At 68.9% G+C, this 23,824-nt stretch carries 23 protein-coding genes; 14 read left to right on the forward strand and 9 right to left on the reverse strand.

Features of this window, described 5'->3' with window-relative positions:
- Positions 1-15 precede the first annotated feature (15 nt).
- Genes GV015_RS06600 through GV015_RS06625 form a run of 6 tightly spaced genes read left to right on the forward strand, consistent with a single transcriptional unit; the run spans position 16 to position 5,224 of the window.
- The gene (locus tag GV015_RS06600; RefSeq protein WP_159877471.1) at positions 16-1,089 is read left to right on the forward strand and encodes a polyprenyl synthetase family protein; all 1,074 of its coding nucleotides are present in this window, start codon (positions 16-18) and stop codon (positions 1,087-1,089) included.
- Positions 1,086-2,054: a squalene/phytoene synthase family protein gene (locus GV015_RS06605; protein WP_079704927.1), complete on the forward strand. Its 969-nt coding sequence runs from the start codon at positions 1,086-1,088 to the stop codon at positions 2,052-2,054. Before GV015_RS06600 ends, GV015_RS06605 begins: the two co-directional genes overlap by 4 nt.
- Positions 2,051-3,631, forward strand: a complete 1,581-nt coding sequence (gene crtI / locus GV015_RS06610; RefSeq protein WP_159877473.1) for a phytoene desaturase family protein — start codon at positions 2,051-2,053, stop codon at positions 3,629-3,631. Before GV015_RS06605 ends, crtI begins: the two co-directional genes overlap by 4 nt.
- Complete coding sequence (locus tag GV015_RS06615) at positions 3,631-3,984, forward strand: lycopene cyclase domain-containing protein (protein ID WP_159877475.1); 354 nt, start codon at positions 3,631-3,633, stop codon at positions 3,982-3,984. Before crtI ends, GV015_RS06615 begins: the two co-directional genes overlap by 1 nt.
- Complete coding sequence (locus tag GV015_RS06620; RefSeq protein WP_159877477.1) at positions 3,981-4,361, forward strand: lycopene cyclase; 381 nt, start codon at positions 3,981-3,983, stop codon at positions 4,359-4,361. The genes GV015_RS06615 and GV015_RS06620 overlap by 4 nt, the downstream gene beginning before the upstream one ends.
- Positions 4,358-5,224 (forward strand): prenyltransferase, encoded by an 867-nt coding sequence (locus GV015_RS06625; RefSeq protein ID WP_064297137.1) that lies wholly within the window; start codon positions 4,358-4,360, stop codon positions 5,222-5,224. Before GV015_RS06620 ends, GV015_RS06625 begins: the two co-directional genes overlap by 4 nt.
- 99 nt (positions 5,225-5,323) lie before the next feature.
- On the opposite strand, the gene GV015_RS06630 is transcribed toward GV015_RS06625, so the two are convergent.
- Entirely contained in the window at positions 5,324-6,124 is an 801-nt protein-coding gene (locus GV015_RS06630) for an isocitrate lyase/phosphoenolpyruvate mutase family protein (RefSeq protein WP_064297138.1), read from the reverse strand.
- Between the two features lie 205 nt (positions 6,125-6,329).
- Here GV015_RS06630 and GV015_RS06635 point away from each other — a divergent pair, with 205 nt between their 5' ends.
- The 6 genes from GV015_RS06635 to GV015_RS06660 all read left to right on the forward strand — a co-directional run bounded on the left by GV015_RS06635 (position 6,330) and on the right by GV015_RS06660 (position 13,600).
- The gene (locus GV015_RS06635; RefSeq protein ID WP_159877479.1) at positions 6,330-7,439 is read left to right on the forward strand and encodes a LacI family DNA-binding transcriptional regulator; all 1,110 of its coding nucleotides are present in this window, start codon (positions 6,330-6,332) and stop codon (positions 7,437-7,439) included.
- Positions 7,440-7,626: 187 nt separating this feature from the next.
- A complete protein-coding gene (locus tag GV015_RS06640) occupies positions 7,627-9,303 on the forward strand; it encodes an ABC transporter substrate-binding protein (protein ID WP_086473023.1) in 1,677 nt (558 codons plus the stop codon).
- Positions 9,304-9,311: 8 nt separating this feature from the next.
- On the forward strand, positions 9,312-10,283 hold the full coding sequence (locus GV015_RS06645) for an ABC transporter permease (protein WP_085512196.1): 972 nt from the start codon (positions 9,312-9,314) through the stop codon (positions 10,281-10,283).
- Positions 10,280-11,200 (forward strand): ABC transporter permease, encoded by a 921-nt coding sequence (locus tag GV015_RS06650; protein WP_064297140.1) that lies wholly within the window; start codon positions 10,280-10,282, stop codon positions 11,198-11,200. The genes GV015_RS06645 and GV015_RS06650 overlap by 4 nt, the downstream gene beginning before the upstream one ends.
- A complete protein-coding gene (locus GV015_RS06655; protein WP_159877481.1) occupies positions 11,197-12,966 on the forward strand; it encodes an ABC transporter ATP-binding protein in 1,770 nt (589 codons plus the stop codon). Before GV015_RS06650 ends, GV015_RS06655 begins: the two co-directional genes overlap by 4 nt.
- 304 nt (positions 12,967-13,270) lie before the next feature.
- Positions 13,271-13,600, forward strand: a complete 330-nt coding sequence (locus GV015_RS06660; RefSeq protein WP_159877483.1) for a hypothetical protein — start codon at positions 13,271-13,273, stop codon at positions 13,598-13,600.
- A 195-nt stretch (positions 13,601-13,795) separates the two neighbouring features.
- On the opposite strand, the gene GV015_RS06665 is transcribed toward GV015_RS06660, so the two are convergent.
- The 5 genes from GV015_RS06665 to GV015_RS06680 all read right to left on the reverse strand — a co-directional run bounded on the left by GV015_RS06665 (position 13,796) and on the right by GV015_RS06680 (position 18,671).
- Entirely contained in the window at positions 13,796-15,250 is a 1,455-nt protein-coding gene (locus GV015_RS06665) for an alpha-L-fucosidase (protein ID WP_159877485.1), read from the reverse strand.
- Positions 15,247-15,417, reverse strand: coding sequence for a DUF6903 family protein (locus tag GV015_RS19025; RefSeq protein ID WP_167620520.1), 171 nt, complete (start codon positions 15,415-15,417; stop codon positions 15,247-15,249). The genes GV015_RS06665 and GV015_RS19025 overlap by 4 nt, the downstream gene beginning before the upstream one ends.
- Positions 15,414-16,364 (reverse strand): carbohydrate ABC transporter permease, encoded by a 951-nt coding sequence (locus GV015_RS06670; RefSeq protein WP_159877487.1) that lies wholly within the window; start codon positions 16,362-16,364, stop codon positions 15,414-15,416. Before GV015_RS06670 ends, GV015_RS19025 begins: the two co-directional genes overlap by 4 nt.
- The gene (locus GV015_RS06675) at positions 16,364-17,272 is read right to left on the reverse strand and encodes a carbohydrate ABC transporter permease (RefSeq protein ID WP_236555355.1); all 909 of its coding nucleotides are present in this window, start codon (positions 17,270-17,272) and stop codon (positions 16,364-16,366) included. The genes GV015_RS06670 and GV015_RS06675 overlap by 1 nt, the downstream gene beginning before the upstream one ends.
- Positions 17,273-17,342: 70 nt before the next feature.
- Complete coding sequence (locus tag GV015_RS06680; protein ID WP_159877489.1) at positions 17,343-18,671, reverse strand: carbohydrate ABC transporter substrate-binding protein; 1,329 nt, start codon at positions 18,669-18,671, stop codon at positions 17,343-17,345.
- 169 nt (positions 18,672-18,840) lie between these two features.
- Here GV015_RS06680 and GV015_RS06685 point away from each other — a divergent pair, with 169 nt between their 5' ends.
- On the forward strand, positions 18,841-20,019 hold the full coding sequence (locus GV015_RS06685) for a glycoside hydrolase family 1 protein (RefSeq protein WP_124768561.1): 1,179 nt from the start codon (positions 18,841-18,843) through the stop codon (positions 20,017-20,019).
- A 390-nt stretch (positions 20,020-20,409) separates the two neighbouring features.
- Here the strand turns inward: GV015_RS06685 and GV015_RS06690 are convergent, their stop codons facing one another.
- Complete coding sequence (locus tag GV015_RS06690; protein ID WP_159877491.1) at positions 20,410-21,171, reverse strand: hypothetical protein; 762 nt, start codon at positions 21,169-21,171, stop codon at positions 20,410-20,412.
- 53 nt (positions 21,172-21,224) lie between these two features.
- Between GV015_RS06690 and GV015_RS06695 the strand changes: the two genes are divergently transcribed.
- Positions 21,225-21,881, forward strand: coding sequence for a MarR family winged helix-turn-helix transcriptional regulator (locus GV015_RS06695; RefSeq protein ID WP_159877493.1), 657 nt, complete (start codon positions 21,225-21,227; stop codon positions 21,879-21,881).
- A 141-nt stretch (positions 21,882-22,022) separates the two neighbouring features.
- Here the strand turns inward: GV015_RS06695 and GV015_RS06700 are convergent, their stop codons facing one another.
- Entirely contained in the window at positions 22,023-22,793 is a 771-nt protein-coding gene (locus GV015_RS06700; RefSeq protein WP_159877495.1) for an SDR family NAD(P)-dependent oxidoreductase, read from the reverse strand.
- Entirely contained in the window at positions 22,790-23,692 is a 903-nt protein-coding gene (locus GV015_RS06705; RefSeq protein ID WP_159877497.1) for a fumarylacetoacetate hydrolase family protein, read from the reverse strand. The genes GV015_RS06700 and GV015_RS06705 overlap by 4 nt, the downstream gene beginning before the upstream one ends.
- Between the last annotated feature and the right edge of the window lie 132 nt (positions 23,693-23,824).

Here is a 23,824-nt window from a genome sequence, read left to right on the forward strand (position 1 = left end):
AAGTAGCCTCGTGATATGGAGACCCACCACGTCGTCGACGCGCCCTATCGACAACAGCATCAGGTCGAGGATGCGCTCGAGCGTTTCCTCGAACTGGCGAAGACGCAGGCGGTGTCGTTCGGCGGCGCCGGCTATCTGCGGCTCTGGGAGACCATCGAGCGCAGCATGGCCGGCGGCAAGCGGTTCCGCCCACGGATGGTCATGACGGCCTACGAGGCGCTGGGTGGAACGGACATCGTCGCCGCGGCTCACGTCGCCGCCGCCTACGAACTCCTGCACACCGCGCTGATCGTCCACGACGACGTGATCGACCGCGACTTCGTCCGGCGCGGCAGCCCCAACGTCTCCGGCAGCTACCGCGACATCGCGCAGACCGCGGGCATCCCGCTGCCGCTCGCCGAGCACCGCGGCATGTCCGTCGCCGTCATCGCGGGCGACCTCGCCCTGTCCGCGTCCTATCGTCTGATCGACCGCGCCGGGAGCGCCGACTCGGTCCGCACCCGTCTGCGCGAGATCCTCGACGACGCCATCTCCGCTTCGGCGGCCGGCGAGCTAGCCGACGTCGACTTCACGGTCGGCGGCGTCGTCCCGACGGTCGACGACATCATCCGCATGGAGCGTCTGAAGACCGCCTACTACTCGTTCGAGGCGCCCCTGCAGTCGGGCGGCGTCCTCGCCGGCGCTCCGGAGGCGACGATCGACGCGCTCGGAGCGTTCGGGCAGCAGATCGGTATCGCCTACCAGATCATCGACGACGTCCTCGGGGTCTTCGGCGATTCGAAGACGACCGGCAAGACGACGATCGGCGACCTCCGCGAGGGCAAGCTGACGGTCATGGTGGCGTTCGCGGCGGAGCAGCCCGAGTGGCACGCCGTCGAGCACCTCTTCGGCGACCCGGACCTCGACGAGGAGGGTGCCGCCGTCCTGCGCGACGTCCTCACGACGACGGGCGCCCGCCAGCACGCGACCCTGCTCGCCGGTGACTACGCCAACCGCGCCTGGGAGCAGCTGGCTTCGCCGAGCATCCCGGCGCAGCTCCGCGACGAGCTCCGCCCCATCGTCGCCACCGTGCTCGAGCGGTCGCGATGACCGCAGCAGGGGACGGGACCGGGCGACCGGCCGACGACGCCTCGGCGGTCGGCGACGCACGACAGCTGTACGACCGGGTCGCGCAGGAGACCGCCAGCATCGTCATCCGTCGGTACTCCACGTCCTTCGGACTGGCGGCCAGACTGCTGGGTGGCGACATCCGCCAGGACGTCGAGAACGTGTACGCGCTCGTCCGCATCGCCGACGAGATCGTCGACGGCGTGGCCGCGGCGGCCGGGCTCGACCCCGAGCGGGTCCTCCGCATGCTCGACGCGCTTGAACAGGACACCGAGGACGCGATGGAGACGGGGTACAGCAGCAACCTCGTCGTCCACGCCTTCGCCATCTCGGCGCGGTCGGCGGGGATCGAGGCCGACCTCACCCGTCCGTTCTTCGCGTCCATGCGCGCGGACCTCTCGCGCACCGTCCACACGCCGGAGACGTTCCGCGATTACGTGTACGGCTCCGCCGAGGTCGTCGGGCTCATGTGCCTGCGGATCTTCCTGCGCGGCCACGACGTCGACGACGCCCAGCGCGCCGCGTTCGTCGTCGGCGCCAGGAGTCTCGGTGCCGCCTTCCAGAAGGTGAACTTCCTCCGCGACCTCTCGGCCGACCACGACGAGCTCGGCCGCAGCTACTTCCCGGGTGTCGCCGTCGACGAGCTCACCGAGGCGCAGAAGCACAGCCTGCTCGACGACATCGAAGCCGATCTCGACCGCTCGGCAGCGGTCCTCGGGCGGCTGCCGAAGTCGAGCCGTCGCGCGGTCGCCCTCGCCCAGGAGCTCTTCTCGGAACTCGCCCGACGCATCCGGACGACGCCGGCCTCGGCGCTCGTCCGCACGCGTGTCCGGGTGCCCGACCCGGTCAAGCTCCGCATCGCCGCCGGCGCGCTCGCCGGTCGCACACCGGCCACGACCGGCACCACCGCCTCCATCCCGACGATCGACGAGAGTTCGCAGTCATGACCACCTCCCACAACCGGACCGTCGTCATCGGCGGCGGCATCAGCGGTCTCGCCACCGCAGCCCTCCTCGCCCGCGACGGCCAGCGGGTCACGCTGCTCGAACGACGCGAGGTGCTCGGCGGCCGCGCCGGCACCTGGGAGCAGGACGGCTTCACCTTCGACACCGGCCCGAGCTGGTACCTCATGCCGGAGGTCTTCGACCACTTCTACCGCCTCCTCGGCACCTCTGCCGCCGAGCAGCTCGACCTCGGGCGACTCGACCCGGCCTACCGCGTCTACTCGGAGGGCCGCGACGGGCACCTCGACCTCGCCGCCGACCGGGCCGGCAACCTCGCCCTGTTCGAGTCGGTGGAGCCCGGTGCCGGCGCGAAGATGGACGAGTACCTCCGCAGCGCGAAGGAGACGTACGAGATCGCCATCCGGAGCTTCCTGTACACGACGTTCGAGTCGTACCGGACGCTCGCGAGCCGTGAGGTCCTCGCCCGGATGCCGAAGCTCGCGAAGCTCCTCACGGAGGACCTCGACACCCTGGCCGCGCGCACCGTCTCCGACGTCCGGTTGCAGCAGATCCTCGGCTACCCGGCCGTGTTCCTCGGCTCCTCGCCCTTCGAAGCGCCGAGCATGTACCACCTCATGAGCTACCTCGACCTCGAGGACGGCGTGCTCTACCCGCAGGGCGGCTTCTCGCGGATCATCGAGACGATCGCCGAGCTGGCCCGCGCCGAGGGTGTGGAGATCATCACGGGCGCCGAGGTCACCGGCATCACCACGATGCCCGCCGGCCGCCGCGCCAGGGTCGACGGCGTCAACTACCTCGACGCCGACGGTCGTCGGCAGCTGCTCCGCGCCGACCGCGTCGTGTCCGCCGCCGACCTGCACCACACCGAGACGACACTGCTTCCCCGCGAACTCCAGACCTACCCGGCCGAGTACTGGGAGAAGCGCACCGCCGGCCCCGGAGCCGTGCTCGTCATGCTCGGCGTCCGCGGTGAGCTGCCGGAACTGCTGCACCACAGCCTGTTCTTCACGGCCGACTGGCGCGACAACTTCGGCCGCATCTTCGGCAAGGAGACGAGCGTGCCCGACCCCGCGTCGCTGTACGTCTGCCGCCCGAGCGCGACCGATGCGGGCGTCGCACCCGACGGCCACGAGAACCTGTTCATCCTGGTCCCGGTCCCGGCCGATCCGTCCATCGGTGGCGGTGGAGACGCCCGGGTCGCGGAGATCGGCGACGCCGCCATCGCGCAGATCGCCGAGTGGGCCGGCGTCCCCGACCTCGCCGAGCGTATCGTGGTGCGTCGCGACGTCGGCCCGGCCGACTTCGCGACCGACCTCAACGTCTGGAAGGGCACCGCCCTCGGGCCGGCGCACATCCTCTCGCAGAGCGCGATGTTCCGGAGCGGCAACGTCAGCAAGAAGGTCGACGGCCTGTTCTACACCGGCGGCTCGACCATCCCGGGCATCGGCCTGCCGATGTGCCTCATCAGCGCGGAGCTCGTCGTGAAGCGCATGCGCGGCGACATCACCACCGGCCCGATGGCGGAGCCGTTGCGTGCGCGCGCCGAGGCGACCGGCTGATGGGTCTGCTGTACCTGCTGGCGCTGCTCGTCTCGATCACCGGGATGGTCATGCTCGACCGGCGGTTCCGGCTGTTCTTCTGGGCCGACCGACGGCGGGCCGCGATCATCCTGCCGATCGGCGTCGTGTTCTTCCTCGTGTGGGACCTGCTCGGTATCGGCACCGGCATCTTCTTCCGCGGTGAGACCTCGTTCATGACCGGGCTGCAGGTCGCGCCCGAGCTGCCGATCGAGGAGGTCTTCTTCCTGACGCTGCTCTGCTACCTCACGATGAACCTGTTCGGTGCGGCGCGACACACGCTCGGCCGGGTGTCCCGCCGGACGACCGGCGCCGCCGAGGTGAGCGGACGATGACCTACTGGGCCCTCAACGCATGGTTCCTCGCCGTCGTGGCGGTCGTCGCCCTGCTCGCGGTCGTGCGGCTCGATCGACGCCGTGCGAACGGACCGCTATCCACCGGTCTGACGGCGGGCACCTGGCTGCTCGCGGTGGGCGGTGGGCTCGTCGTCCTCCTGCTCATGACCGCGCTGTTTGACAACATCATGATCGGCATCGGGCTCGTCGGCTACGACCCCGCACTCATCTCCGGCGCCTTCATCGGCATCGCGCCCCTCGAGGACTTCGCCTACGCCATCGCCGCGGCCGTCCTGCTCCCGTCGCTCTGGGTGCTCCTCGAGCGCCGAACCCCTGCTCCCGTCTCCCCATCCCCGTCCCAGGAGGACCCGGCATGAACCGACTCGGCCAGCTCGTGCTGTCCTCCCGACCGCTGTCGTGGATCAACACCGCCTACCCGTTCGCAGCGGCGTATTTGCTGACCACGCGCGAGCTCGACCTCACCTTCTGGCTCGGGACGCTGTACTTCCTCATCCCGTACAACCTCGCGATGTACGGCATCAACGACGTCTTCGATTACGAGTCCGACCTGCGGAACCCGCGCAAGGGCGGCGTCGAGGGCGCGGTCCTGGACCGCCGGATGCACCGGTTGACGATCTTCGCGGCGATCGTGACGAACGTCCCGTTCCTCGTCTACCTCGTCGTCATCGGGTCGCCGCTGTCGTGGCTCGTCCTCGCGATCAGCGTGTTCGCGCTCATCGCGTACAGCGCACCCGGCCTGCGGTTCAAGGAGCGGCCGTTCATCGACTCGCTCACCTCGAGCACGCACTTCGTGAGCCCGGCGGTCTACGGCCTCGTCCTCGCCGGTGCGGTCTTCACGCCCGCGCTCTGGGCGCTGCTCGTCGGCTACTTCCTCTGGGGGATCGCCAGCCACGCCTTCGGTGCGGTGCAGGACATCATCGCCGACCGGGAGGGCGGGATCGGCTCGATCGCGACGGTCATCGGTGCGGCGGCGACCGTCCGGTTCGCCTTCGTCGCCTACCTCGCCGGCGGTGCGCTGATGCTCGTGACCCCGTGGCCCATCCCGTTGGCGGGCCTGCTCGCACTGCCCTACGCCGCGAGTGTGCTGCCGTTCTGGAACCTCCGCGAGGAGGACGCCGAACGGGCCAACGCGGGGTGGAAGCGGTTCCTCCGTCTCAACTTCCTGACGGGCTTCCTCATCACGATGCTCATCATCTGGTACTGGTTCCTGACGTCCTGACCGGAACCCGTGACCCTGTCTCAGGAGTCCCCGGGCGCGCCGCCGAGGTCACTTGGCGCCACGCCCGGATCCTCCTGAGAACCGGTCGTCAGTCGAGGATCAGAGCTCGAAGGAGAAGCCGAGGTCCTCGGGGTACTCGCCGAGCTCGGTGAGGCCGGTCGCAGCGCGCTGGAGGGCGGCGAGGGTCAGGCCGAGGGTGCCCGGGCCGAAGCTGACGCGCGAGACGCCGAGTTCGGCGAGGCGCTTGAGTGGCACTGCGCCGGGGTAGCCGATGACGGAGATGCGTCCGTGCACCTGCTCGATGGCCTTGGCGACGAGTTCCTCCGTACCGAGTCCGAGGAAGAAGACGACGTCCGCACCGGCCTCGAGGTAGGCGTTGGCGCGAGCGACGGCCTCGTCCCACGCCTCAGGGTCACCGGCGAGGGTGTCGACCCGGGCGTTGATGACGAGCGGGATGCCGGCGTCCTCGGCTCCGGCGCGAGCGGCGGCGACGCGTGCCGCGGCCTCCTCGATCGGGAACTGCGGGGCCTTCGCAGCACCGACGGAGTCCTCGAGGTTGATCCCGACGGCACCCGACTCGACGATGAGGCGGCGGACGTTCTCACGAACGCCGGCCGCGTCGGACGCGTAGCCCTTCTCGAAGTCGATCGTCACCGGCAGGTCGACGGCGCCCACGATGATCTTCGCGGCGGCGATCGCCTCGTCGACGTCGAGGCCACCGCCGTCTTCGAGCCCACGGACGTTCGACACCGAGTGGCTCGCCGAGGCGAGGGCGACGACGCCGGGGGCCTCGGAGACGACCTTCGCGGTGATGGCGTCCCAGACGTTGGTGACGATGAGCGGGGAACCCGGCTCGTGGAGGGAGTTGAGGAGGACGGCTTTGGCATGCTGATCGGTCATGTCCGCAGTCTGCCAGCGGACGTCGGCCGCCTAGCCGACAAGCGTCGAGAATTCAGGGAACGTTCGGGTTGGCTGCGGTTCCCGGCTCCTGTGGGTCGCTCCCGTGACGCAAGACGAGGGCGCTTCGTGCGTCATCCCACGCCGCCGGTGAACCGGGCGGGCAGGATGCCGTGCGTATCATTGGTGGCCGAAGGAAGGCGCTCCCATGACGAAACCGCCGACGGTCTACGACGTCGCGCACCACGCCGGCGTCTCCATCGCGACGGTCTCGCGGGTGCTCAGCCGCCCTGACGACGTGAAACCGGCCACCCGAGACCGCGTGCTCGCCTCGGTCGGTGAACTCGGGTACGTCCCGAGTGGAGCCGCACGAGGGCTCGCCGCGCGCCGTACCGGCGTCATCGGCCTGTTCTTCCAGGGGCTCGACGCGATGGACGACCTCGGGGACATCGCCCTCGAGGGTGACGAGGCGGCGGCCGGGGGAGCGCGCATCGTCCGCGACATCCCGGAGCGGACCGACACGCGGACGCTCAACCTCTACTTCGACGAGGTGCTGCGCGGTTGCGAGCTGGAGTCCTGGCGGAGCGGGTTCGCGCTGCTCGTCGGCGTCGGGCGCGGGTCCACGGCGACGCAGACGGTGCGCGACATGGCGGGTCGGGTGGACGGCCTCATGGTGCTGGCCGGGAGCGCCAGCGAGGAGGAGCTCGCACGCCTGTCGCGGCACGTCCCGATCGTCGTGATGGCGGGGCCGCGGCGCGACGACGACCTCGATCACGTCTCGGTGAGCAACGCCGAGGGGATGCGCACGCTCACGGCGCACCTCATCGACGACCTCGGTGCCCGAGAGCTCGAGTACGTGGCGGGAAGCCTCGGCTCGCCCGATGACGCGGAGCGCTGGAGCGGGTTCCGCGCGGCTCTCGCCGACCGGTCGCTCGACGCCCCGGAGGAGCCGACCCTCCGCGGCGACTTCACCCGCGAGGGCGGGCGGCGGGTCGGTCGGGAGCTGTTCCGACGCGACGGGCTGCCGCGGGCCGTCGTGTGCGCCAACGACCAGATGGCGCTCGGCGTGATCGACGCCGCCAGGATCGCGGGGGTCGCGGTCCCGGACGAGCTCATCGTCACCGGATTCGACGGCATCGATGCCGGCCGCCTGTCCGCTCCGCGGCTCACGACGGTCCGGCAGCCGATGGAGACGCTCGGCCGGGTCTCCGTGCAGGCGCTCGCCCGTCGCCTCGCCGAGCCGAAGCTGCCCGCGATGTCCGTCCGACTCCCCGTCGAGGTCGTCCTCCGCGAGAGCTCCGAGTCGATCACGTCCTGATCATCGCCTCCCCTCGCGTTCACCATTCAGGAAGCCCGCGGCGTGCCGCGACGCGTCCGTCCGCCGCGAGGCCGCCACGCCGGGGCTCTCCTGAATTGCGAACAGGATCGGATGTCCGACACGGGTTGCGTCGGGCAATGTATGCGCTTACACTCAACCGGTACAGACTTCAGCAAGGACGGTGGCGATGACGCACACGACGCACGAGCGGACCAAGGTCCGCAGGCGCAGACGACTCGGAGCAGCGGCGATGATCGCCGCGGCGGCCTTGCTCGTCTCCGGCTGCAGCATCCAGATCAAGAGCGAGCCGGATCCCTCGATCCCGGCCGACACGATGCTGCTGGCCTCCGACAAGGGCACCCCGATGCTCGAGCGGAACTTCAACCCCTACCTCGTGAACAAGCGCTCGGCCTCGAGCTACATCTACGAGCCGCTCGTGATCATCAACGTGCTCGACGGCAAGGAGACGCCGTGGCTCGCCGAGAAGGTCGACCTCCCGGACGCCCGCACGATCGACTACACGATCCGCGACGGCGCCACATGGTCCGACGGCGAGGCCTTCACCCCTGAGGACGTCAAGTTCACCTTCGACCTCATCAAGCAGTACCCGACGCTCGACCAGAAGGGCGCCTGGCAGCACATCGACACGATCGAGGTGAAGGGCCAGCACGTCATCATGCACCTGCTCGACGACGACGCCCCCGCGGCCGACATCGTCTCGCAGACGCTCATCGTCCCGGAGCACATCTGGAAGGACGTCAAGAGCCCCGACACCTGGCGGAACCCGAACCCGGTCGGTACCGGTCCGTACGTGCTCGGCAACTACACCTCGCAGCAGTACACGATGGACAAGAACGAGACGTACTGGCAGGCCGACAAGATCGAGGTCAACCACCTCGTGATCCCCGCGGCCACCGGCGAACTCGACATCGTCACGAAGGGCTTCGACTGGGCGTACTCGTTCCTGTCGAACGTCGAAGGCACCTGGGGTGCGGCCAACGACCACAACAAGTTCTGGTTCCCGCCGGGAGGCGTGATCGGGCTCGTGCCCAACATGGACGTCGCCCCGTTCGACAACGTCGACGTCCGTCGCGGCATCGCCCTGGCGCTCGACCGCGACAAGATCGCCGACGCGGCGACCGAGGGCTACCTCGGTGCAGCCGGCCAGTCGAGCCTCATGCTCCCCAACCAGGAAGACGAGCTCGACCCGACCCTGCCGAACCAGGGCATGATCACGCAGGACACCGCCGGTGCCCTCGAGGCCTTCGCGGCCGCCGGGTACACCCAGCAGGGTGGCAAGCTCGTCGACGCGGCGGGCAAGCAGTTCAGCTTCTCGATCACGACCGCCAACGGCTACGCGGACTGGCTCCGCGCGGTCCAGGAGGTCCGCAAGGAGCTCGGCGCCCTCGGCATCGACGTGCAGATCAAGCAACCGCAGCCGCCGGGGTACCAGCAGGCGATCCAGAGCGGTGCCTTCGAGGTCGCCATGGGTGGCATGGGCAACGGCATCATGTTCCAGGGCTTCAACAACAGCTTCAACAGCGAGTTCGCGAAGCCGATCGGCGAGACGACGTCCAGCAACTTCGGTCGCTACCGCAACCCGCAGATGGACCAGCTGCTCGCCCAGTACAAGGAGACGACCGACGAGGCCACTCGCCTGGGGCTGAGTCACCAGATGCAGCAGATCGTCTACAGCGACTTCCCGGTCATCGGCATGTACTACGGCGGACTCTGGGGCCTCTACAACGACAAGAAGTTCACCGGCTGGCCCGATGCGGACAACCCGTACGCACCGCTGCAGACCTACGACCAGACCCCGCTCCTCGTGTTCACGCACCTCAAGCTCCGGAAGGACGGTGAGTGACCGTGTACATGGTGCGCAAACTCGGCCTCTTCGTCCTCACTCTGTGGGCGGCGGTCACGCTGAACTTCCTCCTGCCGCGGCTCATGCCCGGTTCCCCGACCGACGCCGCGATCGCGAAGCTCGCGCAGAACGGCCCGGTCTCCGCGGCCACGCGTGCGGCGATCGAGGCCCAACTCGGTGTCCCCGGCGGCAACCTCTGGGAGCAGTACGTCACGTACCTCCACCAGGTCGTCACGCTCGACTTCGGGGTCTCGTACACCTTCTTCCCGCAGTCGGTCGGTGAGCTCATCTGGCAGGCGTTCCCATACACGATCATCCTGCTCGGGATCGTGACGATCGTCGCCTTCATCCTCGGCACCCTCATCGGCGTGCTCGCGGCCTGGCGGCGGAACACCTGGCTCGACGCCCTGCCGACGCTGAGCGGCACCTTCGCCAGCACGTTCCCGTACTTCTGGACCGCACTGCTCCTGCTGTTCTTCGCCGGCTACGTGCTCCACTGGTTCCCGACCTCGGGTGCCTTCGGCCCGACGGCTTCGCCTGCCTTCACCTGGGACTTCATCGTCGACGTCGCGTACCACGCGGTGCTGCCGGCGCTGACGATCCTCGTGACGAGCCTCGGTGGCTGGATCATCGGCATGCGCAACGCGATGATCAACACCCTCGGTGACGACTACGTGACCTTCGCCGAGGCGAACGGTCTCCGTGGTCGCACGGTCGCCATCAAGTACGCGGCCCGCAACGCGATCCTCCCGAACCTCACCGGCTTCGGGCTCGCGCTCGGCGGTGTGGTCGGCGGTTCGATCCTCGTGGAGCAGGTCTTCGGATACCCGGGCATCGGCTTCCTCCTGTTCAACGCGGTGATCGGACAGGACTACCCGCTCATGCAGGCGCTCTTCCTGCTCATCACCGTGAGCGTGCTCATCGCCAACTTCCTCGTCGACATCCTGTACGGCGTACTCGACCCAAGGACCCGCCGATGACCACCACACAGCACGTCAAGACACTGCAGTCCGACCAGGCCGTGCGTCCGCCGAGGAAGTTCGCCTTCATCGGTCGATCGGCGGCGACGCTCTGGGCCAACTGGAAGTCCCGCCTCGGGCTCATCATCCTCGCGTTCTTCATCCTCGTCGCGATCTTCGCCCCGGTGCTCGCACCGTACGGCGCGAGCCAGGACGGGTTCCCCCGGAACGCCGACTCGAGTCCCGAGCACTGGTTCGGGACGACAGCGGCGGGCGAGGACGTCCTCAGCCAGCTCATCTACGGTTCGCAGATCAGCGTCACGGTCGGTTTCATCGCCGGCATCCTGTCGACGATCGTCGCCGTCCTGATCGGCCTCAGCTGGGGCTACATCAAGGGCTTCGGCGCCGAGGTCGTGAACTTCATCGTCAACCTGTTCCTCGTGGTGCCCGGCCTGCCGCTCATGATCGTCATCGCCGCGTACCTCCAGAACGGTGGGCTCGTGATGATCGTCGCGGTCATCGTGATCACCGGGTGGGCGTGGGGTGCCCGCGTGCTCCGCAGCCAGACGCAGTCGCTGCGTTCGCGTGACTTCGTGACCGCGGCCCGCTTCTCCGGCGACCGACCGTTCCGCATCGTGTTCAACGAGATCCTGCCGAACATGACGTCCCTCATCGCCGGTGGCTTCTTCGGTGCCGCGACGAGTGCGATCCTCGCGGAGGCCGGCCTCGAGTTCCTCGGCCTCGGCGACTCGTCGATCGTCAGCTGGGGCACCATCCTCTACTGGGCGCAGAACTCCAACGCCCTGCTCACCGGTCAGTGGATCCTCCTCTTCGCCCCCGGTCTCTGCATCGCGCTCCTCGCGATGAGCCTCACCCTCATCAACTTCGGTGTCGACGCGATCAGCAACCCGCGCCTCCGTGAAGGGAAGTCACGATGAACGCCGTCAACCTCCAGGCCGAGAGCGCATCCGCGCCGGCAGCCGGGACCGGAGCGCTCCTCGAGGTCCGCGACCTCTCCGTCGTCTACGAGTCCGTCGGCGCCGCGCCGGTCCAGGCGGTCGACCACGTGTCGTTCTCCGTCGGTGCCGGTGAGTTCATCGGGCTCGTCGGCGAGTCCGGCTCCGGGAAGTCGACGCTCGGCTTCGCGGCCACCCGCTTGCAGAAGCCGCCGGCCCGCATCAACGGCGGGCAGATCCTCTTCGGCGGCAAGGACATCCGCGAGCTCGGCGACGAGGCGCTCCGTGAGCAGCGTCAGGGCGGCTTCGCCATGGTGCTGCAGTCGGGCATGAACGCGCTCAACCCGGTCCGCACGATCCGCAACCACTTCGTGGACATCTTCAAGGCGCACGGCCACGTCTCCCGCGACCGCTGGGACGCGCGGATGGCCGAGCTGGTCGACAAGGTCGGGCTGACGCCGCAGGTGCTCGCGCGCTTCCCCGGCGAGCTGTCCGGCGGCATGCGTCAGCGCGTGTCCATCGCACTGGCACTGTCGCTCGAGCCCCGTCTCATGGTGTTCGACGAGCCGACCACCGCGCTCGACGTCCTCGTGCAGCACGCGATCATGGACACGATCACCGAGCTGCAGCAGGCCGAGGGGTTCACCGCCATCCTCATCAGCCACGACCTCGGCGTCGTGCTCGAGGCGACGCAGCGCGTGCTCGTCATGCACGAGGGTCGCATCGTCGAGGACGCCCCGAGTCGCGACATCCTCGAGCGTCCGCAGGACCCGTACACGCGGATGCTGCTCAGTCACTACGCCGACCCGCGCGCCGCGGTCGTCGAGCTGCCCGGCTTCCCCTCGCGTGCGAACCGGGGCACTGCTCCGGTGTCCGGCACCACGACGAGCGTCCCGACCGCGACGAGCGCGAGCTCCGAGTCGGGCAAGGCCTCGTCGCGCGCCGGTCGTTCGGCCGAGTCGGCGGTCATCGTCGACGCCGTCTCGAAGGTCTACCCGCCGCCGCGCCGTGGTGAGTCAGCGGTGACGGCCGTCGACGACGTGTCGTTCACGCTCGAACCCGGTCAGTCGCTCGCGCTCGTGGGGGCCTCGGGCTCCGGCAAGTCGACCATCGCGAAGCTCATCACGGGAATCGAGAAGCCGACCTCCGGTGCGGTCCGCTTCGGTGACCTCGACGTCGCCCAGCTGAACCGCAAGGGCATCCGGAACCTGCACAAGAACGTGCAGATGATCTTCCAGGACCCGTATGCGGCGCTCAACCCGCTGCACACGGTCGAGTACACGCTCACCCGTCCGGTGGTGAACTTCACCGGGCTGAAGGGTGACGCGGTGCGCAAGCGCGTACTCGAACTCCTCGAGACGGTGGGCCTCTCGCCCGTCGAGCAGTTCGCGGCGAAGCTGCCCCACCAGCTCTCCGGTGGACAGCGGCAGCGCGTCGTGATCGCCCGGGCGCTCGCGAGCGACCCGCAGGTGCTCATCGCCGACGAGCCCGTGTCGATGCTCGACGTGTCGCTGCGTGCCGGTGTGCTCGCGCTGCTCGAGGACCTGCGCGAGCAGTGGGGCGTCTCGATGCTCTACATCACGCACGACCTGCTGTCGGCGCGACTCGTGACCGACAACATCATGGTCCTCAACCAGGGTCGCGTCGTCGAACGTGGCGAGACGGCGCACGTCCTGCAGCACCCGCAGGATCCGTACACGATCCAGCTGCTCGACGCCGTCCCCAACCCGGCCCGCGCCAAGCGCTGACGCCCGTCCCGTCCCTGCGCCCCCCTCCCGGCCCCTGGGCCCACCCCTTCCGGTCCCTGAGCTTGTCGAAGGGCCCGGTCGGCCGGACGAGTGTTACACCTTCACCCCCGGCGACCTCGGCACCGACCTCGAAGCAGCACCGGCGGCCCCCGTCACGATCCGCGACGTCGCCAGCTTCGCCCCCGCCGCCCCCACCGTCACGACCGAACCCGCCGCCTGGGGTGTCCGCGGGCTCCACACCAACGTCATCGCAGCTGCTTCCGGCCACACTCGCACCGGCACCCTGTTGGGCCAGGTCGCGGAGGTGAACTTCATCCCCGTCGGATTCACCTTCGACTACAGCGACGGCGACACGACCACCACCCGGACCGGCGGATCCACGTGGGCGTCGCTCGGACTCGCGGAGTTCTCCAAGACCCCGACCAGCCACCGCTACACGACGGTCGGGACGAAGACCATCACCGTCGAGGTCGAGTACGCCGCCGAGTACCGCATCGGCGACAGCGGGTGGCTGCCCGTCGTCGGAACCCTGTCGATCCCGACCGAGGAACCGCACACGGTTCAGATCGTCCGCAACTCGACCGTGGGCGTCGACAAACCCTGCCGCCCCGGCAAACCCGCCATCGGCTGCTGACACCGGCACGCGTCCACCTCGTGAGCGCGCCCCACCGGCGTGAGCGCACCCCTCCGGAGGCCCGCGCTCACGTCACGGGGGCGCGCCCACGCCGACCAACCCGCGCTCGCGTCAGCGCACCGCGCTGACGGGCCTGGCAAACCCGCGCTCGCGCCAGCGCACCGCGCTGACGCACACCCGCACCGGAGGAGATCGTCAGGAGGTCGTGAAGACCGCGACCCGCGCGATCCGCGGCTGGGCTCGCGATGCGGTGATCGTCACGCGCAGCTCGGTCGTCTCGACGGCGCCGAACCGGAGGATCCGCTGAGCGCCCACCGTCGCCGCCGAAGCGAGCACCCGCGGCACACCGGCGGCGTCCACCACCGAGACCTCGACCCCCTCGATCACTTGACCGTGCGCGATCGCCTCGCGCACGCTCACCCCGGACACCAGATGGGGTCGATCCCAGCGGAGCCGCAGGGTCGGCAGCGGATCGTCGTCGGCCGGACGCCAGGACACCAAGTCCAGCTGCGAACCCGTACCCGTGATCGACGCGGTCGGCACCGGCGTGCTCGACATCGTGAGCAGAGCGGCATCCGCGACGTCGAGCCGCTCCAGGTCGTCGATGAGTCGGCCGAGACCGGCAAGGCTCTCGAGGTCGGGATCCGCGATCAAGCCCTCCCTGGTGGGCGGCAGGTTGAGCAGGAACGTCGCGTTCCCACCGACACTCCGCTCGCAGATGTCGAAGAGCTCCTCGGCCGAGCGGACCATCCCGTCCTCGGAGGGGTGATGGAACCACCCCGGACGGATCGAGGTGTTGACCTCCGCCGGGTACCAGACGAGCGGCTCCGTGCTCGCGAGGATCGCAGCGCGGCTACCGAGGTCGTCCTCGTCGGACTGGACGGCCCGGGAGAACAGCCCGTCGTCGACCTGCTGCGAGCGGTCCGCGGTGCGCTCGGCATCTCGCAGCGACGCGGGGACCACGCTCCACTCGTCAGCCCTCGTGGACCCGGCCTCGTTCCCGCACCAGCGCACGTCCGGCCCGCACACACTGATCGCCGCGTTCGGCTGCAGCTCGCGCACGACCGCGTAGTAGCGGTCCCAGTCGTACAGCTGCTTCTTGCCGTTCGGCCCTTCGCCGTTCGCGCCGTCGAACCAGACCGAGAACAGCTCGCCGTATCCGGTGAGGAGCTCGGTCAGCTGCGCGACGAAGAAGTCGTCGTAGGCGTCACCCGAGCCGTAGCTCGGTTCGGCGCGGTCCCACGGCGACAGGTAGACGCCGAACGCCAGCCCCGCCGCGCGACACGCTTCCGCGACCTCTGCCACGAGGTCGCCGCCACCGTCGCGCCACGGACTCGACGCCACCGAGTGGTCGCTGACGGCCGTCGGCCACAGCGCGAAGCCGTCGTGATGCTTGCAGGTGAGGATGAGCCCGCGCATGCCGGCGCTCTTCGCCGCCGCGACCCACTGCGCCGCATCGACGCCAGCCGGGTCGAACACGGCGGGCGACTCGGTGCCGTCGCCCCACTCCCGATCGGTCATGGTGTTGACCCCGAAGTGGATGAAGCCGTAGAACTCCATCCGCTGCCACGCGAGCTGCCGGGGCGACGGCACGACGGCGACCGCTTCAGCCAACCGCGCGGCGACCGTCTCCGCCGAGCCGCCGCTCATCGGAACTTCCGGTTGTAGAGGGCGAGCAGCGTGATCAACCCGGCGAGTCCGAGCAGCATCACCCCGAGGTTCAGCCACCCGACGGACTGGTTGGCGATGATCACCGCTGCCACGCAGATCACGAAGACGACCGCCGCGACGACGGCTCCCACACGTTCCTTGGTCATTCCTTCAGCCCTCCGGCTCCGACGTTCTGCAACAAGCGTTTCTGGATGATGATGTAGAGGATCACGACCGGGATGATGACGATCACCATGCCCGCATACAACCGCCCGTAGTCGGCTGCCGCACGCTGTGCCTGGAACAGGTTGAGCAGTCCCACCTGCAGCGTCTTGTTCTCGCCTGGGATGAGCGACAGGGAGATGATGTAGTCGTTCCAGTAGCTCAGGAAGTTGAACAGGATCGCCGTGCTGATCGCCGGCATCGCCATGGGCAACATGACCGTCCGCATCGTGCGGAACCGGGACGCACCGTCGAGCGTGGCGGCCTCCTCATAGGACACCGGGATGGTGCGGAAGTAGGCGAGCAGCAGGTAGATCGTGAACGGCAGCGACGTCGCCGCGTAGACGAGCCCCAGCACGAACAGGTTGTCGATGAAGAAGCCGCTCGGCATGAAGGTCCGCAGGGCCTTGTCCCACCCGAGCAGCATGAGGAAGATCGGGATCACGATGTAGTTCACGTTGATGAACAGACCGGCGAGGAGCAGTGTCTCGAGGATCGACTTGCCGCGGAACTCGAACCGCGCCAGCGCATAGGCGGCCGGCACGGCGATGATCAGCACGAAGCAGAGGCCGACAACCGTGACGAGCAGGGAGTTGAGCAGATACGGGCCCATGTTGGCGTCGACGAACGCGTCCGCGAAGTTCTGCCAGTGCAGGCCCTCCGGGAGCGCCCAGGGGTTGCCGTAGAACTCGCCCTTGGTCTTGACCGATGCCATGACGACCCAGAGCACGGGCACCAGGATCATGAGCGAGATGAGGATCAGAACGAGGTTCGAGATCCACGACACCGGCCGACGACGACGGACGCGCTGACGGGAGGTCGGACCAGGCGGGACCGACGAGGACGGCGGCGTGACGATCGGGGGGACTGGGGCTGAGGTGGTCGTGGTCATCAGAACTGGAGGACCTCTCGCTTGGTCGCGCGGCTGATGATGAGCGCCGCGAGGAATGAGAACAGGAAGATCGCTGTCCCGATGGCCATGCCGTAGCCGTAACTCGAGTTCGTGTACGCCTGCTTGTACATGTAGTCGAGCAGCACCTCGGAGGAGCCGTCCGGGCCGCCGCCGGTCAATGCTCGGACGAGCACGAACGCGAGGTTGATCGAGCTGATGATGAAGAAGATGAGGGACGTACGCAGCGTCTCCCAGACGAGCGGCAGCGTGATGTCGAAGAACTGCCGGAACGGGCCGGCACCGTCGAGCGCCGACGCCTCGTAGATCTCCGCGGGGATGTTCGACATGCCCGACATGTAGAGCACGAGGTAGTAGCCGAGCGACTGCCAGACCATCGCGAAGGCGATGCTGTACATGATGATCTTCTGGTCGCCGAGCCAGACCTGCGACAACGAATCGAGGCCGAGGAAGTTCAACGAACCGTTGATGAGGCCGTTCTGCTGGTCGTACACGGCGGAGAAGATCGCGGCGACGACGACGATCGACAACACGCTCGGCAGATAGAGGATGAACCGGTACAGGTTGCTCGCCCGCACTTTGCCCTGGGTCATGACCCCGGCGAGCACGAGCCCGCCGGCCATCGTCACGATGGAGACGACGACGAGCAGGAAGACGGTGTTCTGGAACGCCCGGACGAACTGCATGTCACCGGCGAGGGCGACGAAGTTGTCGAAGCCGGCGAACGTGGGGGTGCCGCCGACGCCGGTCCAGTTGTAGAGCGACATCCGAAAGACGTCGAAGGTCGGGACGACCATGAAGAGCACGTAGAGGATGATCGCGGGCGCGACGCACAGCAGCACGAAGCGGTTCTTCCCACGGGTGTTGAGGGAGACGGGGCGTCTGGCCACAGCGCGTCCTTTCTGCGAAGAGGGTGGTGCGCCCGTCCGACCAGGGATCGGACGGGCGCACCGGTTCGGATCAGCCCGCGAGCTGGTCGGTGAGCTTGTTGCTCGCCTCGTTGACCTGGTTCTGCCAGTCCTCGAGGGTCATGGTGCCGGAGAGGACGCTGTTGGCCGCGTCGAAGAGCGTGGCCTTCAGGTCGACGCCGGGGACCGCCTTGGTCGCGGCGAAGGCACCGACGACGGCCTCGACGCCGGGCTCGCTGTAGACGGCGTAGAAGTCCTTCGCCTCACCGGTCAGGCGCTCGGGGAGCCCCTGAATCGGCTGGATGGCGTTCGCCTTCGCGAAGATGTCGGCGGCTTCGTCCGAGTACAGGTACGCGATGAAGTCCTTCGCCGCGTCCTTGTGCGCCGCCTCCTTCGGAACCCACGCCGACTCGACGAACGTCGTCAGGTAGCGCGTGCCGTCGGCCTCGGGAGCGGGGACCGGGGTGAGGCCCCACTGGAAGCCGTCGGTGCGCGGGGCGTCCTTCATCTCGTTCGCGATCCAGGAGCCGTTCGGCATGAAGAGCGTCGTGCCGTCGAGGATGGTCTGCTGGTTCTTCGTGAAGTCCTGTCCGTTCGCGTAGCCGACCGTGGTCGGGGCCGCGTAGTTGAGGAGCTTCGTCGTGAGCTCGAGCGCCTCGGTCGCGTCGTCCGACTTCCACACGTCCTGCTTGTAGGTGAGGACGTCGTTCAGGAACTCCGGTCCGCCCACTGCCGACAGCAGCGAGAAGAAGTAGGAGTCGAGGTAGCCCGCCGTCGGGTAGGTGAAGAGCGAGATACCCTCGGCCTTCGCGGTGTCGCCGAGCTCGAACATCTCGTCCCAGGTGGTGGGGACGGTCCAGCCGTTGTCGGCGAACAGCTTCTGGTTGTACACGAGGCCGGTCGGCGACGCGTACATCGGCATCAGGTAGACCTTGTCGTCGCCGTAGGGGTTGGTGTTGAGGTTGCCGACGATGCCGGGGGTCAGCTTGTCGCCGACCGTGACGTCCTCACCGGGGATCTTCTCGTCGAGGACACCGGTGAGGTCTTCCAGGTTGTTGTCGCGGACGAAGGACTCGGTGAAGCCCTCCTTCGCACCGAGACCGAGGAAGACGAGGTCCGGGTAGTCACCCGCGGCGACTTGCGGGGTGAGTTCGTCGGCGAGGGTCTTGCTCGTGGTGAGCTCGATCTTCACGTCGGGGTTGAGCTTCTCGTAGGCAGCGACGACCTCCTTGTACATCTCGGCGCCGTAGCCGCCTTCGAATGCGGCGATCTTCAGGGTGTCGGCGTCGTCGCCGCCCGTTCCGGAGTTGCCCGCGCAGCCGGCGAGCATGCCGATCGTCGCGACGGCGGCGATGACGCCGAGGGTTCTGGTGCGCTTCATGACAGGGGTCCTTCCCAGTGCTGGTGGGTGGTGCAGGGGGGTGGTGGGGTGTGCTGTGCCCCTGGGCCCACCCCTTCCGGTCCCTGAGCTTGTCGAAGGGCCCGGTCTTCCTTCCGGTCCCTGAGCTTGTCGAAGGGCCACACCTCTACATGAAACAGGAGCAACACCCGTGCTGACCTTCCCCGACGGCTTCCTCTGGGGCGCCGCCACCGCTGCCCACCAGATCGAGGGCAACAACATCAACAGCAACTGGTGGGTGCACGAGCACGAAGCCGGGACGAACATCGTCGAGCCCTCGGGTGACGCGATGGACAGCTACCACCGCTACCGCGAGGACATGCAGCTGCTCGCCGACGCCGGGCTCAACACCTACCGGTTCAGCATCGAGTGGGCCCGGATCGAGCCCGAGCGCGGCATCGTCTCGCGTGCCGAGGTCGACCACTACCGTCGCATGGTCGACACCGCACACGAGCTGGGACTCAACCCGGTCGTCACGCTCATGCACTTCACGGTGCCACGCTGGTTCGAGCGCGACGGGTTCTGGCGGGCGAAGGACGCCGCCGACCTCTTCGCGCGGTACACCGAGCTGACCCTGCCGATCGTCGGCGAGGGCGTCGATCACGTCTGCACCATCAACGAGCCGAACATCGCCGCGATGCTCGCCGGTGGTGAGGACGCGGCGAACCTCGTCGCGTACGGCCTGCCGAACCCGGACCTCTTCGTGGCCGACGCGCTCCTCGAGTCCCACAAGCGTTCGCGCGAGGTGCTCTCGCAGGTGTCCGGCCTGAAGTCAGGCTGGACCATCGCGACGCAGGCGTTCCGGTCGAACGGTGAGCCGGGCTCCGACGAGATGCTGCGCGAGTACGGCTACCCGCGTGACGACTGGTACCTCGAGCAGTCCGCCGGCGACGACTTCCTCGGCGTCCAGGCGTACACGCGCACGTTCATCGGGCCGAAGGGACCGCTGCCCGTCGAGGACGGCGTCGAGACGACGCTCACCGGTTGGGAGTTCTACCCTCCGGCCGCCGCCGAAGGTGTGCGGAGCGCCTGGGAGCTATCGGGCGGGGTGCCGATCATGATCACCGAGAACGGCATCGCGACCTCGGACGACACGCGTCGGATCGACTACACGGACGGCGCCCTGCGCGAGCTGCACGCCTGCATCCAGGACGGGATCCAGCTCGAGGGGTACCTCCACTGGAGCGCGCTCGACAACTACGAGTGGGCGAGCGGCTTCCGACCGACCTTCGGCCTCATCGCCGTCGATCGCGAGACCTTCGTGCGCACGCCGAAGCCGAGCCTCGCGTGGCTCGGGAACGTCGCGAAGGCGAACGGCCTCACGGAGTAGCCGAAGTGGTGCCGTCCCTAACTCAGGAGTTGTCCGGTGTGTCGGGTTGGTGTGGGTGGCGACACGCGACGGAGTCCTGAGATAGGGGCGCCCGGGTCGCGTGTGGTCCGTTCGTCCCCAACTCAGGAGTTGTCCGGTGTGTCGGGCTCGTGTGGGTGGCGACACGCGGCGGAGTCCTGAGATAGGGGCGCCGGGGTCGGGTGTGGTCCGTTCGTCCCCAACTCAGGAGTTGTCCGGTGTGTGTGGCTTCGCGGGAGGGCGACACGCCACGGAGTCCTGAGAACGGGACGGTGGGTCGAACGGAGAGAGCCCCGGGCAGCGGTTGCTGCCCGGGGCTCTGTGCATGGTGTTCGGCTGGGGTCCGCACGGGCGGAAGACGCCGGCGGCCGGTCAGCGCTCGCTGCGGGGGCCGCGACCGAAGCGACCGCGTGGGCCGTGCTCGTGCGCCGTGTGCTCGTCCCGGCCGAAGGCTCGGGCGATGCTCTCGAGGCTGGCGAGCGTCGTCGCGAGGTCCTCGGGTGAGACGGCGTCGGCGACGGTCTGGCGGACCGCGTCGACCCTCGTGCGGAGCGCGTCGTGCGCCTCGCGACCGGTGTCCGTCAGAGTGATGCCGTCGGCGTCGACCGTGACCCAACCGCGCGCGGCGAAGTCCATGACGATGTCCGCGGTCGAGCGACGAGGACCGCGGTGGTGGCCGTGGCCAGGGCCGAACGGTGCGCCGCCGGAACGGTGATCACGACCGAAGTCGGGACCGAACTCGCGGCCGCGGCCGAAGGCCCGGTCGTGAGCGGGGTGGCCGTGCTCGCGGCCGCTGGGACGCTCGGCAGAGTCGGCGTCAGCCGTCGCCTCGGCGGTGCGCTCGGGGTGACCGAAGCCGCGACCGGGGCCGAACCCGCCGCGGCGGCCGAACCGTTCGGGGCCGCGCGGTCCGCGGCGGTGTGGCGGGAGCGCGGCGTCGATCTCCTCGATGCTCGACGCGCCGGAGGCGATGAGCTCGAGCGTGCGCCAGCTGCGGCGGCCGAGGCCGTCCTCGGCGAGCACCTCGTGCATCGAGTGCTTGACCGCGTGATCGACGGTGCGGAGCCAGAAGCCGAGCGGGCGCTCGGCGGACTGGGTGGTGGACTGCTCTGGGGAAGTCGTGGGGGTGTTCATGGGTGGTCTCCTTATTTGCATGCTCTATTACATGTAAATGTATAATGACATGTATGTCCGATGATCGTCAAGCGCAGCCCAGCGAACCCACAGCAACCGACCCGGTGGAGATGATCGAGCAGGCCCTCGTCCAGATCCGACGGGACCAGTCCGGCCGTCGCTTCGGCGGACGCGGTGGGCGCGGCGGGCCCGGTGATCACCACCACGATGAGCACGGGGGCGGTCATCGGCACGGCACCGACGGCGGCGCTGATGACGAACGTGGGCGCGGGCGCGGTCCGGGCTTCGGACCCGGCTTCGGTGGGCCCTGGGCTCCCGTCGGTGGCGCCCGTCACCCGCGCGAGCAGGCGATCGCACAGGCTGCTCGGTTCCGGATGCTGGACGCGCTCGCTCGTGATGAGGCGGCCGGTGGCATGGGGATCAGTGCGCTCGCGGAGTCGATCGGTGTCGACCAACCCCGCGCGAGCAGGCTCGTGGCCGAAGCGACGAAGCGCGGCGAGGTCGCTCGCGCAGTCGACCCGAACGACGGTCGACGCAGCGTGGTGCAGCTGAGCGCCGCCGGCCGCGCGGTCCTGCAGGAGGCGCACCGGGGTCGACGCGACGCGGTCACGACCGCGCTCTCGGGATTCGCGCCCGCGGAGGCGGCGCAGTTCGCCGCGTACCTCGAGCGCTTCGTCGCCGCGTGGCCGCGCCCCGACACCGACCGGTAGCTCGCCCGCCTGATCCTCGGCCCCGGGTTCGCAATTCAGGAGGAGTCAGGCGTGTCGGCCTGGGGATGGCCGTCTCGCGGGAGAACCGCCGGGGCGCTCCTGCGTTGTGAACGGTGAGGCGGCATGGGAACCCCGCTCTCGCTACTCGGGGCGGAGGCGGAGCTCCTGCATCCCGCCGTCGACGGCGATCGAGGTGCCGGTCGTCGAGCCTGATCGCGGGCTCGCCAGGTAGGCGACGGCACCGGCGACCTCGGTCGCGGCGACGAGTCGGCCATGCGGCTGGCGTGCCTCGAGTGCGGCGCGTTCTGCGGCCGGGTCGGCGGCGCTGTCGAGCAGCCGGCCAACCCAGGGGGTGTCGGCCGTGCCCGGGTTGACGCAGTTCACCCGGATGCCCTCGCGCAGGTGGTCGGCGGCCATCGCTCGCGTCAAGGACAGCACGGCTCCCTTCGTCGCCGTGTAGAGCGCGCGCTGGGGGAGTCCCGCCGTCGCGGCGATCGACGCGGTGTTCACGATCGCGGCCGACGGCGACTCGCGCAGGTGTGGGAGGGCCGCGCGCGTCACGCGAGCCATGCCGAGCACGTTGATGTCGAAGACGCGGTGCCACTCGTCGTCGTCGTTGGACTCGATGGTGCCCTGCGCGCCGATACCGGCGTTGTTCACGATGATGTCGAGGCGGCCGAACCGTGCGACGACGGCGTCGATCGCCGCGCGGACCGACGCGTCGTCGGCGACGTTCGCCCGCACCGACAGGCGGGTGGCGGAGTCCTCGTCGGGCGACGGGTTCAGGTCGAGGATCGCGACGCTCGCGCCAGCTGCGGCGAGACGTTCGACGATGGCGGCACCGATCCCCGAAGCGCCGCCGGTGACGATCGCGACGAGTCCGTCGAACTCGCCGGTGTCTGCGGCGCTCATGCGCGGGCTCCGAGTGCCTCGGCCGGCTTGGCGGACGGCGCGATTCCAGGGATCGGGTCGACGAACCGCTGTCGCTGGCGGCCGAGGCCCTCGATCTCGACCTCGCAGACGTCGCCCGGTGCGAGGTAGGGGAACCGGCCGGAGAGCGCGACGCCCTCGGGTGTGCCGGTCAGGACGAGGTCGCCGGGTTCGAGCTGCAGGTATTGGCTCAGGTGCCAGATGACCGTGGCGACGTCGAAGATGAGGTCCGCCGTGCTCGAGTCCTGACGCGGTTCGCCGTTGACCCAGCTGCGGAGTCGCAGAGCGCCGGCGTCGACCTCGTCCGGCGTCACGAGCCACGGGCCGGTCGGGTTGAAGCCCGGAGCGCACTTGCCCTTGGACCACTGCCCGCCACTCGCCGCCATCTGGAAGTCGCGCTCCGACACGTCGTTCGCGGTGACGAAGCCGGCGATGCGGCCGAGGGCGTCCTCAGGGCTGTCGAGGTAGGAGGTGCGCTCGCCGATGACGACGCCCAGCTCGACCTCCCAATCGGTCTTCGTGCTGCCGCGCGGGATGCGGACGTCGTCGTTCGGGCCGACGACCGTGTTCGGCGTCTTCAGGAACATGATCGGGATCTCGGGCGGAGCGGATCCGGACTCCGCCGCGTGCGCCGCGTAATTCATCCCGATGCAGACGACCGCACTCGGCCGGGCGATCGGAGCGCCGATCCGGAGCTCGTCGGCGCCGTCGAGGACGGGGAGCGCACCCGACTCGAGGGCGGCGCGAACCTGATCGACGCCGCCGCCGGCGAGGAACGCTCCGTCGATGTCGGGAGTGATCGATCGGAGGTCGTAGGCGGTGTCTCCCGCGAACACGACGGGGGTCTCCCCGTCCGCGGGGCCGAGTCTGGCGAAGCGCATGCTGGTCCTTCCGGTTCCGCCGGTGCCCGCGTGCGGACCCGGCTCCGTAGCCGATAACGTCTGAACTCTACCGCCCGACCCCGCCGTTGCAACAGGTGATTTGGTCCACGCTGAGCGCATTGACAGCCCAGA

Source organism: Plantibacter sp. T3 (genome assembly GCF_902506515.1).
Taxonomy (GTDB): Bacteria; Actinomycetota; Actinomycetes; order Actinomycetales; family Microbacteriaceae; genus Plantibacter; species Plantibacter auratus.